11 protein-coding genes are annotated in these 12558 nt (G+C 71.3%); 7 read left to right on the top strand and 4 right to left on the bottom strand.

Going from position 1 to position 12558, the window contains the following annotated elements; genetic code table 11:
* Nucleotides 1–199: 199 nt before the first annotated feature.
* Nucleotides 200–1186 carry a GlxA family transcriptional regulator gene (locus ACIBG8_RS41045; protein WP_397348624.1) on the bottom strand — a complete coding sequence of 329 codons (987 nt, stop codon included), beginning with the start codon at nucleotides 1184–1186 and terminating at the stop codon, nucleotides 200–202.
* A 98-nt stretch (nucleotides 1187–1284) separates the two neighbouring features.
* On the opposite strand from ACIBG8_RS41045, the gene ACIBG8_RS41040 reads away from it, so the two are divergent.
* From ACIBG8_RS41040 to ACIBG8_RS41030, 3 genes are all read left to right on the top strand, one after another.
* Nucleotides 1285–1686, top strand: a complete 402-nt coding sequence (locus tag ACIBG8_RS41040) for a hypothetical protein (protein WP_397348623.1) — start codon at nucleotides 1285–1287, stop codon at nucleotides 1684–1686.
* A 244-nt stretch (nucleotides 1687–1930) separates the two neighbouring features.
* A complete protein-coding gene (locus ACIBG8_RS41035) occupies nucleotides 1931–3199 on the top strand; it encodes a S8 family peptidase (protein WP_397348622.1) in 1269 nt (422 codons plus the stop codon).
* A 66-nt stretch (nucleotides 3200–3265) separates the two neighbouring features.
* Nucleotides 3266–4186 carry a carbohydrate binding domain-containing protein gene (locus tag ACIBG8_RS41030; protein WP_397348621.1) on the top strand — a complete coding sequence of 307 codons (921 nt, stop codon included), beginning with the start codon at nucleotides 3266–3268 and terminating at the stop codon, nucleotides 4184–4186.
* On the opposite strand, the gene ACIBG8_RS41025 is transcribed toward ACIBG8_RS41030, so the two are convergent.
* Nucleotides 4170–4931 (bottom strand): helix-turn-helix domain-containing protein, encoded by a 762-nt coding sequence (locus tag ACIBG8_RS41025; RefSeq protein WP_397348620.1) that lies wholly within the window; start codon nucleotides 4929–4931, stop codon nucleotides 4170–4172. The genes ACIBG8_RS41030 and ACIBG8_RS41025 overlap by 17 nt on opposite strands.
* Nucleotides 4928–5470, bottom strand: coding sequence for a carboxymuconolactone decarboxylase family protein (locus ACIBG8_RS41020; protein ID WP_397348619.1), 543 nt, complete (start codon nucleotides 5468–5470; stop codon nucleotides 4928–4930). The genes ACIBG8_RS41025 and ACIBG8_RS41020 overlap by 4 nt, the downstream gene beginning before the upstream one ends.
* A 74-nt stretch (nucleotides 5471–5544) precedes the next feature.
* Between ACIBG8_RS41020 and ACIBG8_RS41015 the strand changes: the two genes are divergently transcribed.
* The gene (locus tag ACIBG8_RS41015) at nucleotides 5545–8370 is read left to right on the top strand and encodes a BTAD domain-containing putative transcriptional regulator (protein ID WP_397348618.1); all 2826 of its coding nucleotides are present in this window, start codon (nucleotides 5545–5547) and stop codon (nucleotides 8368–8370) included.
* 250 nt (nucleotides 8371–8620) lie between these two features.
* On the opposite strand, the gene ACIBG8_RS41010 is transcribed toward ACIBG8_RS41015, so the two are convergent.
* Nucleotides 8621–9094, bottom strand: coding sequence for a GNAT family N-acetyltransferase (locus tag ACIBG8_RS41010; RefSeq protein WP_397348617.1), 474 nt, complete (start codon nucleotides 9092–9094; stop codon nucleotides 8621–8623).
* An 81-nt stretch (nucleotides 9095–9175) separates the two neighbouring features.
* Between ACIBG8_RS41010 and gatC the strand changes: the two genes are divergently transcribed.
* The 3 genes from gatC to gatB are packed head-to-tail and all read left to right on the top strand — an operon-like array spanning nucleotide 9176 to nucleotide 12455.
* A complete protein-coding gene (gatC, locus tag ACIBG8_RS41005; protein WP_397348616.1) occupies nucleotides 9176–9475 on the top strand; it encodes an Asp-tRNA(Asn)/Glu-tRNA(Gln) amidotransferase subunit GatC in 300 nt (99 codons plus the stop codon).
* Nucleotides 9472–10962 carry an Asp-tRNA(Asn)/Glu-tRNA(Gln) amidotransferase subunit GatA gene (gatA, locus tag ACIBG8_RS41000; RefSeq protein WP_397348615.1) on the top strand — a complete coding sequence of 497 codons (1491 nt, stop codon included), beginning with the start codon at nucleotides 9472–9474 and terminating at the stop codon, nucleotides 10960–10962. Before gatC ends, gatA begins: the two co-directional genes overlap by 4 nt.
* Nucleotides 10963–10967: 5 nt before the next feature.
* Nucleotides 10968–12455, top strand: a complete 1488-nt coding sequence (gene gatB, locus ACIBG8_RS40995; RefSeq protein ID WP_397348877.1) for an Asp-tRNA(Asn)/Glu-tRNA(Gln) amidotransferase subunit GatB — start codon at nucleotides 10968–10970, stop codon at nucleotides 12453–12455.
* Nucleotides 12456–12558 lie beyond the last annotated feature (103 nt).

Raw genomic sequence — 12558 nt, 5'->3', positions numbered from 1 at the left:
CACGGGCCCGCCCGATCACGCTGCTCCGCTGACCATCTAGAAGGCCATCGGCCGCTGGGGCTGGCGCTCGCGGAGACCTTTCGGACGCTGTCGCTGCAGGTCGTCAAGGACTCGCCGGATCAGCTCTACGGGGAGCAGGCGGGTGATGGCGCTGTACCCAGCCATCCGTTCCGGACCAAATACCTGGACGTGGGTGGGGTCATGAGGAGCGGCGAGATCGCTGGGGGGTGCGCGACTGGGTGAGGCGGTAGTGGGACGGTGGGATGCCGTAGCAGTCGACGAACGCCTGGCGGAGCGTCTCGGCGGAGCCGAAACCGCATCTCGACGCCACGGCGGCCATCGGCAACGAGGTGGAGACCAATAACTGCGCCGCCGCCTCCGTTCTGGCCTGCCGTACGAACTTGCCCGGGGTCTGGCCCAGGTGCTTGAGGAACAGGCGGGTCAGGTGGCGCTCGCTCACCCCCGCCTCGGCCGCCAGCGTGGCCGCGGTCAGGTCGGCGTCCGGGTGGCCGACCACGTAGTCCACCACCCGCTTGACCAGGCTGCTGGACGCCGGGGGCGCGGCGGTGAACATGCTCATCTGCGACTGGTTACCCGGCCGCTGCAAATAGGTCACCAGCTGCCTCGCCACCACCCTCGCCAGTTCCGCGCCGTTGTCCTCCTCGACGAGCGCCAGCGTCAGGTCGAGGGCGCTGGTCACGCCCGCCGAGGTGTAGACGTTGCCGTCCCTGACGAAGATGGGGTCGGCGTCGACGCGCACCTTGGGGTGCCTGGCGGCGAGCTCGTCCGCCCACCGCCAGTGGGTGGTGACGCGCCGGCCGTCCAGGAGCCCGGCGGCGGCCAGGATCCACGCCCCGGTGCACACCGAGGCCACCCGCCGGCTCTCCCGCGCCAGCCGCCGCACGTGGGCGAGGACGAACCGGTTGGCCGCCGCGTCCTGGCTGCCGATGCCGCCGGACACGAGCAGGGTGTCGATCGGCCCGGTGATCCGTTCGAGCGTCTCGCCTGGCTGGAGCGCCACGGTGGGGTTGCACTCGATGGAACGGCCGCCCGGCGTGGCCAGGCGGACCTTGTAGTACGGCTCGGCGCCGTACCAGTTGGCGCATTCCAGCGCCGAGACCACGCAGGCGATGTCCAGTAGCTCGGCGGCGTCGTAACCGACCACCACGAAATGCCGCTCGCTCATGGGTCCGACTCTAGGCAGGAAAGACCCGACACCCAAGATTACGGACCGGCCTTCTCAGCTTTCTTGGGTACGCCGGAGGGGTGCCGGATGGTCGAGACATGACACAGACACGAAGGTTCGCCCTCCACTACATCGAGATGGTCATCGCGATGTTCGTCGGGATGTTCGCCCTCGGGTTCCTGCAGGAGGCCGTCGGGCTGAGCTTCTCCCACCACGCGCAGCCCGAGCTGGGCTACCTGGTCATGGCGTTCAACATGTCGGTCGGGATGGCCGCGTGGATGCGGTTCCGCGGGCACGGCTGGCGGCCGACGCTGGAGATGTGCCTGGCGATGTTCGTCCCGATCGTTCCGCTCTTCCCGCTGTTCTGGCTGGGGGTCATCGACGGCGGCGGGCTGATGGTCCTCGCGCACGTGGCGATGTTCCCGCTGATGCTCGGCGCGATGCTCCTGCGCCGCTCGGAGTACACGGGCTGCGCCACCAAAGCGACCGAAGCGGCCTAGAGCGCCTCACCTTAGGATCGCCCAAAACCCCCAGAAAGGGCTTTCCCCCACACGGCCTCTCTTCGCGAGAGAAGAGGTCATGGGGGGTCTTTCTGTTGGTGGCCCTTGGAGCGCCTGGAGATCGGGTGGGAGGTCCGCCTGAGGAAGCGTGAATGTGCATTTGTGCATGGCGGAGTGAGGCGGTTGCCCGCAGAGTACGGGCAGCCGCCTCGCCATCTCCCACGCTTTCGAGAAGGGAAAGCACATGCGCGTCACCTTTGCCCTGGTCACGATGGGCGCGGCGTTACTCGTCAGCATCCCACCGGCGCAGGCAGCGGCGGCTCCGCCGTACGAGAGCAGGTCGGTCATCGTCAAATACCGCACCGACACCGCGCCCCAGGCGCGCCGCGACCTCGAGCGCCGCTCCGGCGGCGTCCGGCTGCTGCGCACCCTGCGCGTGGGCGCCGACCTGGTGGAGACCGCCGAGGACCCGGCGCGGGTCGTGGCCAAGCTCGCCAAGGACCCGTCCGTGGAGTACGCGGAGCCGAACTACCTGGTCACGCTCGACTCCCCGCCGCCGCTCTTCCCCGGCGACCCGCGCTTCGACGACCAGTACCACCTGCACCAGAGCAACGACGCCGACATCGACGCCCCCGAGGGCTACTTCACCCTCGCCCAGGCGGGCGTCCCCGGCGCGCCGGTCAAGGTCGGCATCGTGGACTCCGGCATCGACAAGGAGCACGAGGACCTGGCCGCGAACGTGATCGGCTGCGCCCGCTCCACCGGCCTGTTCAACGACGGAATCGTCGAGGGCAGCTGCAAGGACGGCCTGGGCCACGGCACCCACGTCGCCGGGCTCATCGCCGCCAGGGCGGGGAACGGCAAGGGCGGGGCAGGAGTGGCGTTCAACGCCCGGATCATCATGTGCAAGGCGTTCGACAACAACGGCGACAGCAACGTGGCCGACGTCTCCGACTGCATCGTCTGGACGTGGCAGCAGGGCGCCAAGGTGATCAACATGAGCTTCGGCTTCGCCGCCGACTCCGCCACCCTGCACCAGGCGATACGCAACGCCTGGCAGCTCGGGCTGGTCCAGGGCGCCACCCTGATCGCCTCGGCGGGCAACGTCACCCAGGCCCAGCGCGGGACCGAGTTCTTCCCCGCCGCCTACGACGAGGTGGCCGCGGTGTCCGCGACCAACGCGCTGGACCAGCTCGCCACCTTCGACAGCGGCGCGGTCTCCAACACCGGGCCGTTCGTGGAGGTCGCGGCGGCGGGGGACGAGGTGCTGAGCACGATCCCCGGCAACCAGTACGCGAGCTTCGACGGCACCTCCATGGCCGCGCCCATCGCGGCCGGTGTCGCCGCCGCGATCCGCGCCCGCTTCCCGGCGCTGTCGGCGTCCGGGACCCGCACCCGCCTGGGGGCCACGGCGGACGACCTGGGGCTGCCCGGCCGGGACAACAACTTCGGCTTCGGCCGCGTCAACCTCTGCAACGCCCTGGCGACCACCACGGCGCAGCAGTGCTCGTGATCGTCATTCCCAGGACGGTATTGCCCGCGTGAGCGGGGTGATCCAAGATCGCCAATCGTGAATCCCATGCGCATGCTTGCCGCAGGCACGTTCGCGGCGATGGTCGTGGCGACGCCGGCCCACGCCGCCGCCCCGTCCGCCGGCGACCTGGTGGTCAACGGCTCGTTCGACAGCGGTACCAAGGGGTGGTGGAGTTCGAAGAACACGCCGATCAAGGTTGACGGCGGACGGCTGTGCGCCGAGGTGCCCGCCGGTGGCGAGAAGTCGTGGTCGGCGCAGCTCGGCCAGAGCCGCGTCGCGTTCGAGGCGGGCCAGTCGTACAAGGTGAGCTTCGAGGCGACCGCCACGAAGACCGCCAGGATCAGGTCGGTGATCCAGCGCGGCAGCGAGCCGTACACCGCTGTCGTGGACGGCTGGCCCGAGGTCGGACCCGCGTCGAAGAAGTTCAGCTTCGTGGGCAGGCCGAAGGCGGGCGACCCTGAGGGGCAGCTGCTGTTCCAGGTGGGCGGCGCGGCTGAGGCGTACACGCTGTGCCTGGACAACGTGTCGGTCGTCCCGGTGGTCGAGCACGTGGTCAACGGGTCGTTCGACGCTGGGACGAAGGGGTGGTGGAGTTCGAAGAACACGCCGATCAAGGTGGACGGCGGACGGCTGTGCGCCGAGGTGCCCGCCGGTGGCGACAAGCCGTGGACCTCGATCGTGGGGCAGAGCCGGATCCCGTTCAAGGCGGGCCAGCCGTACCGGCTGAGCTTCAAGGCGTCGGCGAGCAAGAACGTCAAGATCAGGTCGGTGGCCCAGCTCGGCGCCGAGCCGCACACGGGCATGGTGGACGGCTGGCCGGAGCTGGGCGCCGGCCAGCGCACCTACGTCTACAACGGCGTAGCCAAGGCGACGGACGCCGAGGGCCAGGTGCTCTTCCAGGTGGGCGGCGCGGCCGAGCCGTACACGCTGTGCCTGGACGATGTCTCCTTCACCGGCGGCGAGTAGCCAGCAGCCGCGAGGTCTCGGCGTCGGCGGGCAGGAAGACCTCCAGCCGGTAGCCCGCCAGCGCCGGCGTGGCGAGCGAGGTGACCGTCGAGATCAACCTCAGCTCGCCGCGCGCGCTGCGCAACCTCAGCGGTACGGCGAAGCCCGGCTGCCCGGCGTCCGGCCGGGCGGCGGGCACGTACCTGGCCAGCTCCGTGATGAGCTCGTGCAACTGCGGGCTGCGCCCACCGCACCTGGCCAGGTCGCGCAGCCCCTCCAGCACGTGGTGCCCCCAGCTGTCCAGGTTGATCACCCGCGGCGCCATGCCGCGCGGATGCAGCATGAGGCGGCGCAGCGAGGCGGGCTCGCGCAGCAGGTCGGGCGCCGCCCCCTCGGTGAGCACCGCGACGGCGTCGTTGGCCGCCACGACCTGCCCGTGCGGCCCGGCGATCAGTGCGGGCGCCGGCAGGTGACCCCTGACGACCATCTCCAGCATCCGGCGCACAGGTTCGCCCAGCGGACCGGCCAGGTCCGGCTGCTCGGGCGCCAGCCCGACCGTGAGGAGCAGGTCGTCGCGCTCGCTCTCGGTCAGCGCGAGCGTCGCGGCAAGCCGCAGGACCAGCGCGCGCCGCGGTTGGGCCAGCCCGCGCTCCAGGTAGCTCACGTGGCGCTGCGTGGTGCCCGTGCGGTCGGCCAGCTCCATCTGGCTCAGGTCGCGCCGCAGCCGCCAGCGGCGCAGCTCCGCGCCGAACGTCTCCCCGCTCATGGCGCGTCGTGGCGGACCAGGGGCCAGTCGACGGCGACGCGGCCGGCCTTGCCGAGGTAGGTGGTGAAGATGTTGAGCGCGACGTTGGCGACCACTTCCGCGATCTCGCCGTGCGTCAGGTGCGCTCCCGCGACGGCGAGGTCGGCGTCGGTGACCGCGCCCCTGCCGCGCAGGAGGGCCGTGGCCAGCGCGAGCGCCGCCGACGCCCTGGCGTCGGAGGCTCGCCCTTCGCGCGCGTCGGCCATCTCCTCCCGCGTCAGTCCGGTCACCTTGGTGCCGATGTGGATGTGGGCGGACAGGCCGTAGTCGCACCGGTTCTCCTGCGCGACGAGCACGGCGATCCGCGCCCTGATCGACTCGGGCAGCTCGCCGCCCCTGAGTGCTCCGGCGCTGTCGAGGTACGCCTTGAGCACGGCTGGGCTGTTGGCCATCGCCAGGGCCAGGTTGGGTGTGACGCCCAGAAACCGGTGGACGTCGGCGAGCAGCTCGGCCGCCTGGTCCGTCGCGGTTTCCGGCTGGATGGGTGGAAGCCCGAACATGTCGCCAATCATCAGTGAGGGTCTTGCTACATTCCTTATGCGTTCGCCATGGATGGACCATCGGGGGGTGGGGTGTGCTGCGGTTCACGGTGCTCGGCCCGGTCGGTGCGTCGTTCGACGGCCGCGAGGTCCCTCCGGTGGCGCCGCGCCACCGGGCGGTGCTGGCGTACCTGCTGCTGCACGCCAGGACGGCGATCAGCGCCGACCGGCTGGTCGGCGCGATGTGGGGGCTCACCCCGCCGGACACGGCCCGCGCGCAGGTCCAGGCGTCCGTCGCGGTGATCAGGCGGGTGCTGCGCGAGGCAGGAGCGCCCGAGCTGCTGGTCACCAGGAGCGCGGGCTACGTCCTCCAGACCGAGCCGGGACAGCTCGACCTGGAGGAGTTCACCGGCGCGCTCGCCGGGGCGCGGACGGCCGGTGAGGTCCGCGCGGCGCTCGGCCTGTGGCAGGGGCAGGCGCTGGCCGACGTGCACGCCGACTTCGTCGAGGAGGCCAGGACCCGGCTGGAGGACCGCCGGTTGGGCGCCGTCGAGCGCCTGGCCGAGCTGGAGCTGGAGGCGGGCAACCACGCGAGCCTCATCGACGAGCTGGCCGCCCAGGTCGCCGCCCACCCGCTGCGCGAACGGCTGAGCGGCCACCTCATGCTCGCCCTGCACCGCGCGGGACGGCAGGCGGACGCGCTGGCCGTCGCCCGCGCCTTCCGCGCCGCGCTGGCCGAGGACCAGGGGCTCGACCCCAGCAAGACCTTCCTCGCCCTGGAGCGTTCCGTCCTGCACGACGACGAGCCGGCTCCGGCGCAGCCCACCACGCGCCAGTCCCACCTGCCCTACGACCTGCCCGACTTCACCGGACGGGCCCCCGAGCTGGCGCGGCTGGTCGAGTCGCCGACGCGCAACCGCAGGGTGGTGACGATCTCCGCGATCGACGGCATGGCAGGGATCGGCAAGACCGCGCTGGCGGTGCACGTGGCGCACCGGCTGGCCGAGCACTTCCCCGACGGCCATCTCTTCGTGGACCTGCACGGCCACACCCCTGGCCAGGTGGTGTGCCAGGCCAGCACCGCGCTGGAGATGCTGCTGCTCCAGCTCGGCGTGACGCCGGACCGGCTGCCGGTCACCCTGGCAGACCGGGCGGCGCTGTGGCGGTCCGAGCTGGTCAACCGGCGCGTCCTGGTGGTGCTGGACAACGCGCTGGACGCCGACCAGGTGCGCTCGCTGATGCCGGGCGCGTCCAACAGCTTCGTGCTCATCACCAGCCGGCGCCGCCTCGTGGACCTCGACGGGGCGTTCACCCTGTCGCTGGACGTGCTCCCGGCGGACGAGGCGGTCGAGCTGTTCACCACGATCGTCGGCGACCGGGCCGTGGCGGATCAGGACGCCGTCATGACGGTGCTGCGGCTGTGCGGGTTCCTGCCGCTGGCCGTACGCATAGCGGCGGCGAGGCTGCGGCACAGGAGCACGTGGAGCGTGGCCTACCTGGCCGAACGGCTGGGGGAGCAGGGGCGCAGGCTGCCCGAGCTGTCGACGGCAGAGCGTGGGGTGGCCGCCGCGTTCACCCTGTCCTACCGGCAGCTCGACGAGGACCAGCAACGCATGTTCCGCCTGCTCGGCCTGCATCCCGGCGCGGACGTGGACGCCTACGCGGCCGCCTCGCTGGCCGACCTGCCGCTGTGGCGGGCCGACGAGGTCCTGGGCGACCTGCTCGACGCCCACCTGCTGATGCAGCACGAACCAGGCCGGTTCACCTTCCACGACCTGCTGCGCGAGCACGCGGGAGCCACGGCGCTGGAGCACGGGCCGGAGGAGGACGCGCTGGCCCGGATGTTCGACCACTACCTCTACACCGCCAGCCAGGCCATCGACCTGCTCTTCCCCGACGGCACGGCACGCAGGCCGCGCGTCCTGCGACCGGGCACGCCGCGCCTGGAGCTCGCCGACCGGGACGGGGCCGCCGCCTGGCTCGACGCCGAGCGGGTCAACCTCGTGAAGGTCGCCGTACACGCCGCTGACCTGGGACGGCCCGGCTACTCCAGCGCCATGTCCATCACGTTGTTCAGGTACCTGAACAACCACGCCCATTTCCTCGACGCCTCCGCGCTGGCCAAGGCGGCGCTGCGGGCCGCCGAGAACGACGGCGACCTCGCGGGGGAGGCACGCGCGCTGATCGACCTCGCCGTCACCCAGAAGAGGCTGGGCCTGACCGGGCCGGCCGTCGAGTACGCCAGGCTGGCCGTGTCCCGGCACGAGGAGCTGGGCGACCGGTTCGGCGAGGCGCGCTCGTTGCTGGCGCTCGGCCGGTTCCGCCTGGAACAGGGCGCCTACGACGAGGCGTACACGTTCAGCCGCCGGGCGGCCGAGGCGTTCGACGAGGTGGGCGAGCCGATCAACCGGGCGGCGGCGGAGTGCGGTTACGCGGCCGCCTACCGGGAGCAGGGACGCTACGAGGAGGCGCTCGCCGTGCTCGACCGGGCGCGTGCGGTGTTCCGTTCCCACGGGCACACCTCGGGCGAGGCCCACGTGCTGCACTCGATCGGGCTCGTGAACCACCGGCAGGGCCACAACGCCGAGGCGATCGACCACCATCTCCAGGCGCTGGCCATCTACCGCGAGCTGAGGATGAAGGCGGGGGAGATGGAGGTGCTCAACTCGCTCGGAGAGGCCTTCCGCTCGGCCCACGACCCGGCGCGGGCCGTGGAGGACCACACGCTCGCGCTCGACCTGGCCTCCAGCATGTACGACCGGTGGGCGCAGGCGCAGGCGCACGCGGGGCTGGCCCACGCGCACCGCGACCTCGGCCGCTCCGACCTGGCCAGGGCGCACGCCGCCCAGGCCCTGCACCTGCTCACCGAGCTGCGCAGCCCGGAGGCGAACGGCGTGCGCCTCCTCCTCGCGGCCCTCTAATCAGCAACGAGCACCCGCGCTCTTCCCCTCGGCGCTCATCGACAGGTTGCGCGGCGACGCAGCGCCGGTCCACCCCGAATACCCGGAGGCGTTGCGTGCCTTCCGCTCGGTCGGCGATCGCCTCGGCGAGGCCGTCACCCCTGTCCGACCTGGGCAGGTCAGGAGTACGAGCGGTCGGAGAAGGTGCCCGACGAGGCGCTGGAGCGCGTGGGCGCCGTGGACTCACCGAGGTGGGTTCTGCGCTGCGGCTTCAGCTGCCGAACGGGGTCGGGTAGACGGCCTCGCCCTCCAGTTCCGTGAAGACGATGGCCTGGAAGACCTCGTCGGGCCAGCCGTACGTCTGGGTGATCTTGTGTTCCGTGGTGAAGCCCGACCCGCTGTAGTAGGCAGGGTCGCCGACGACCACGACGCCGGGCACCCCCATCTCCTCGGCGCGCTTCATGCCCGCCGCGATCAGCGCCCGTCCGAGCCCCGCGCCCTGGTTGCCCGGCCGTACGGCCAGCGGTGCCAGCGCGAGCGCGCGGACCGAACCCACCGGCAGCCAGGTGAACATGATGTGCCCGACGATCTCCCCGTCCTCCTCGGCGACGAGGGAGTACGCGAAGGCGTCGTGGTCGCGCAGCGCGTCGACCAGGTCCGCTTCGTCCGGGCGGCCGAAGGCGGCGGCCTCGACCTCGTAGACTCCCGCGCGGTCGGTCGGGCGCTCGTCCCTGATTACGGGCACGTTAATGGTTCGGCCACTCTCCGTCATGGCCTCTAGGATGACACTGACCAAATTCCATCCACGAAACGGGTTCAACGACTCATGTCCGCCATAACCCGCGACGAGGTCGCACACCTGGCCAGGTTGTCCAGGCTGGCGCTGTCCGACGACGAACTCGACCACTTCGCCACGCAGCTCGATGTGATCATCGGGGCTGTCGCGAAGGTGGCCGAGGTAGCCGCCGACGACGTGCCGCCTTCGTCGCACGCGCTTCCGCTGACCAATGTCTTCCGTGCCGACGAGGTGCGACAGTCCCTGACGCCGCAGCAGGCGCTCGCCGGCGCCCCGGCCGTCGAGGACGACCGCTTCCGCGTCCCGCGCATCCTGGGGGAGGAAGCATGAGTCTGATCCACAAGACCGCCGCCGAGCTCGGGCAACTGATCGCCGCGGGCGAGACGTCGGCCGTCGAGGTCGCCACCGCCCACCTCGACCGGATCGGCGAGGTCGACGGCAAGGTCAAGGCGTTCCTCCACGTCGACCGCGAGGTCACCCTGGAGCAGGCCCGCGCCGTCGACGAGCGGCTGAGGGCGGGGGAGAAGCTCGGCCCGCTGGCCGGTGTGCCGATCGCGCACAAGGACATCTTCTCCACCCACGACATGCCGACCACGGCCGCCTCCAAGATCCTCGAAGGCTGGCGCCCGCCGTTCGACGCCACGGTCACCGCGCGGCTGCGCGCCGCCGGGCTGGTCATCCTCGGCAAGACCAACCTCGACGAGTTCGCGATGGGCTCCTCCACGGAGAACTCCGCCTACGGCGACTCGCACAACCCGTGGGACCTGACCCGCACCCCCGGCGGCTCGTCCGGCGGCTCGTCCGCCGCCGTGGCCGCCTACGAGGCGCCGCTGTCGACCGGCACGGACACGGGCGGCTCGATCCGCCAGCCGGCCGCCGTGACCGGCATCGTGGGCATGAAGCCGACGTACGGAGGATCCTCCCGTTACGGCGTGATCGCGTTCGCCAGCTCGCTGGACACGCCAGGCCCGTTCGCGCGCAACGTGCTCGACACGGCGCTGCTGCACGAGGTGTTCTCCGGCCACGACCCGATGGACTCCACCTCCATCGACGCCCCGGTGCCCGCTGTGGTCGAGGCCGCGCGCAACGGCAACATCGAGGGCATGCGGATCGGCGTCGTCAAGGAGTTCGCCGGCGACGGCTACCAGCAGGGCGTGCTCAACCGGTTCCACGACACCGTCGAGCTGCTCGAGTCGCTCGGCGCCAAGGTCGTCGAGGTCTCCTGCCCGTCGTTCACGACCGCGCTCCCGGCCTACTACCTGATCGCGCCGTCCGAGGCCAGCTCCAACCTGGCCCGCTTCGACGCCATGCGGTACGGCCTGCGCGTCGGCGACGACGGCACCCGCAGCGCCGAAGAGGTCATGGCGCTGACCAGGGCGGCCGGGTTCGGCCCCGAGGTCAAGCGGCGCATCATGCTCGGCACCTACGCGCTGTCGTCCGGCTACTACGACGCCTACTACGGCCAGGCCCAGAAGGTGCGCACGCTCATCTCGCGCGACTTCGAGAACGCCTTCGGCCACGTCGACGTGCTCATCTCGCCCACCACGCCGACCACGGCGTTCAAACTCGGCGAGCGCACCGGCGACCCGATGGCGATGTACCTCGCCGACCTGTGCACGATCCCGTCCAACCTGTCGGGCAACGCGGCGCTGTCGGTGCCGTGCGGCCTGGCCGACGAGGACGGCCTGCCGGTCGGCCTGCAGATCATGGCCCCGGTGCTCGGCGACGACCGCTGCTACCGGGTCGGCGCCGCCGTGGAGAAGGCCCTCGAGAGCCGCTGGGGCGGCCCGCTGCTGAAGGAGGCACCGGCACTATGACCGTCATGCCCTATGACGAGGCGCTGGAGCGCTTCGAGCCGGTGCTCGGCCTGGAGACCCACGTCGAGCTCGGCACCCAGTCGAAGATGTTCTGCGGCTGCTCGACCACGTTCGGCGCGCCACCCAACACCCAGGTGTGCCCGACCTGCCTGGCCTTCCCCGGCGCGCTGCCGGTGGCCAACGTGGCGGCCATCGAGTCGACGATCCGCATCGGCCTCGCGCTGAACTGCTCGATCGCCGAGTGGTGCCGCATGGCCCGGAAGAACTACTTCTATCCGGACATGCCGAAGAACTACCAGATCTCGCAGTACGACGAGCCGCTGTGCTTCGACGGCTACCTCGACGTGCTGGTGGACGGCGAGACCGTGCGCATCGAGATCGAGCGCGTGCACCTGGAGGAGGACACCGGCAAGTCCACCCACGTGGGCGGCGCGACCGGCCGCATCCAGGGCGCCGACTACTCGATCGTCGACTACAACCGCGCGGGCATCCCGCTGGTGGAGATCGTCACCAAGCCGATCCCCGGCACCGACCGGATGGCGCCCGAGGTGGCCAGGGCGTACGCGACCGAGCTGCGTGAGGTCATGCGGTCGCTGGGCGTCTCCGACGTGCGCATGGAGGAGGGCTCCATGCGCTGCGACGTGAACGTCTCGCTCATGCCGCGCGGCGCCACCGAGTGGGGCACCCGCACCGAGACCAAGAACGTCAACTCGCTGAGGTCGGTCGAGCGCTCGGTGCGCAGCGAGATCGAGCGGCAGGCGCGGATCCTGGCCGACGGCGGCAGGATCGTGCAGGAGACCCGCCACTTTCACGAGGACACCGGCGTCACCACCGGCGGAAGGTCCAAGGAGGAGGCGCAGGACTACCGCTACTTCCCCGAGCCCGACCTGGTGCCCATCGCGCCGGACGTGGCGTGGGTGGCCGAGCTGAAGGCGGCGCTGCCCGAGCTGCCGTCGGTCAAGCGCAAGCGGCTGCAGGACGAGTGGGGCGTGTCCGACCTCGACATGCAGGCCATGCACAACGCCGACGCCATCGACCTGGTGGAGGCCACCGTCGCGGCCGGCGCTCCGGCGGCCGACGCGCGCAAGTGGTGGATGGGCGAGCTGGCCAGGCGGGCCAACGAGTCGGGTACGGCTCTCGCCGACCTGGCCATCACGCCCGCCGACATCGCCCGCGTGACGGTGCTGGTGGCGAGCGGATCGCTGAACGACAAGCTGGCCAGGCAGGTCCTGGAGGGCGTGCTCGCCGGCGAGGGTACGCCCGACGAGGTCGTCGCGGCGCGCGGCCTGCAGATCGTGAACGACGAGGGCGAGCTCTCGGCGATCATCGACCAGGTGCTCGCCGACAACGCCGACGCGGCGGAGAAGGTGCGCTCCGGCAAGATCGCCGCGGTGGGCGCGCTGGTCGGCGGCGTCATGAAGGCGTCGCGCGGCAAGGCGGACGCCGGTCGCGCCCGCGAGCTCCTCCTGGAGAAGCTCGGCGTGTCCGAATAAACGAGAAGCCCCGCCGGCTGGACAAGGCCGGCGGGGCCTTCGCGAAGGTCGTATCCCAAGAACCACCTAGGTGATGCCCGGGGGCGGGTCGTTTACGCCGCCC

Source organism: Nonomuraea sp. NPDC050556 (assembly GCF_044457355.1).
In the GTDB taxonomy this organism is placed as follows: Bacteria; Actinomycetota; Actinomycetes; order Streptosporangiales; family Streptosporangiaceae; genus Nonomuraea.
Note: the sequence above shows the minus strand (reverse complement) of the source record. Positions and strands in the feature narration are given on the sequence as shown.

Bases quoted from the DNA above. Each gene is read 5' to 3' on its own strand.
- gatA (WP_397348615.1), top strand. From the start codon at position 9,472: ATGAGTCTGATCCACAAGACCGCCGCCGAGCTCGGGCAACTGATCGCC.
- gatB (WP_397348877.1), top strand. From the start codon at position 10,968: ATGCCCTATGACGAGGCGCTGGAGCGCTTCGAGCCGGTGCTCGGCCTG.
- ACIBG8_RS41040 (WP_397348623.1), top strand. From the start codon at position 1,285: ATGACACAGACACGAAGGTTCGCCCTCCACTACATCGAGATGGTCATC.
- gatC (WP_397348616.1), top strand. From the start codon at position 9,176: ATGTCCGCCATAACCCGCGACGAGGTCGCACACCTGGCCAGGTTGTCC.
- ACIBG8_RS41045 (WP_397348624.1), bottom strand. From the start codon at position 1,186: ATGAGCGAGCGGCATTTCGTGGTGGTCGGTTACGACGCCGCCGAGCTA.
- ACIBG8_RS41025 (WP_397348620.1), bottom strand. From the start codon at position 4,931: ATGAGCGGGGAGACGTTCGGCGCGGAGCTGCGCCGCTGGCGGCTGCGG.
- ACIBG8_RS41020 (WP_397348619.1), bottom strand. From the start codon at position 5,470: ATGTTCGGGCTTCCACCCATCCAGCCGGAAACCGCGACGGACCAGGCG.
- ACIBG8_RS41035 (WP_397348622.1), top strand. From the start codon at position 1,931: ATGCGCGTCACCTTTGCCCTGGTCACGATGGGCGCGGCGTTACTCGTC.
- ACIBG8_RS41030 (WP_397348621.1), top strand. From the start codon at position 3,266: ATGCGCATGCTTGCCGCAGGCACGTTCGCGGCGATGGTCGTGGCGACG.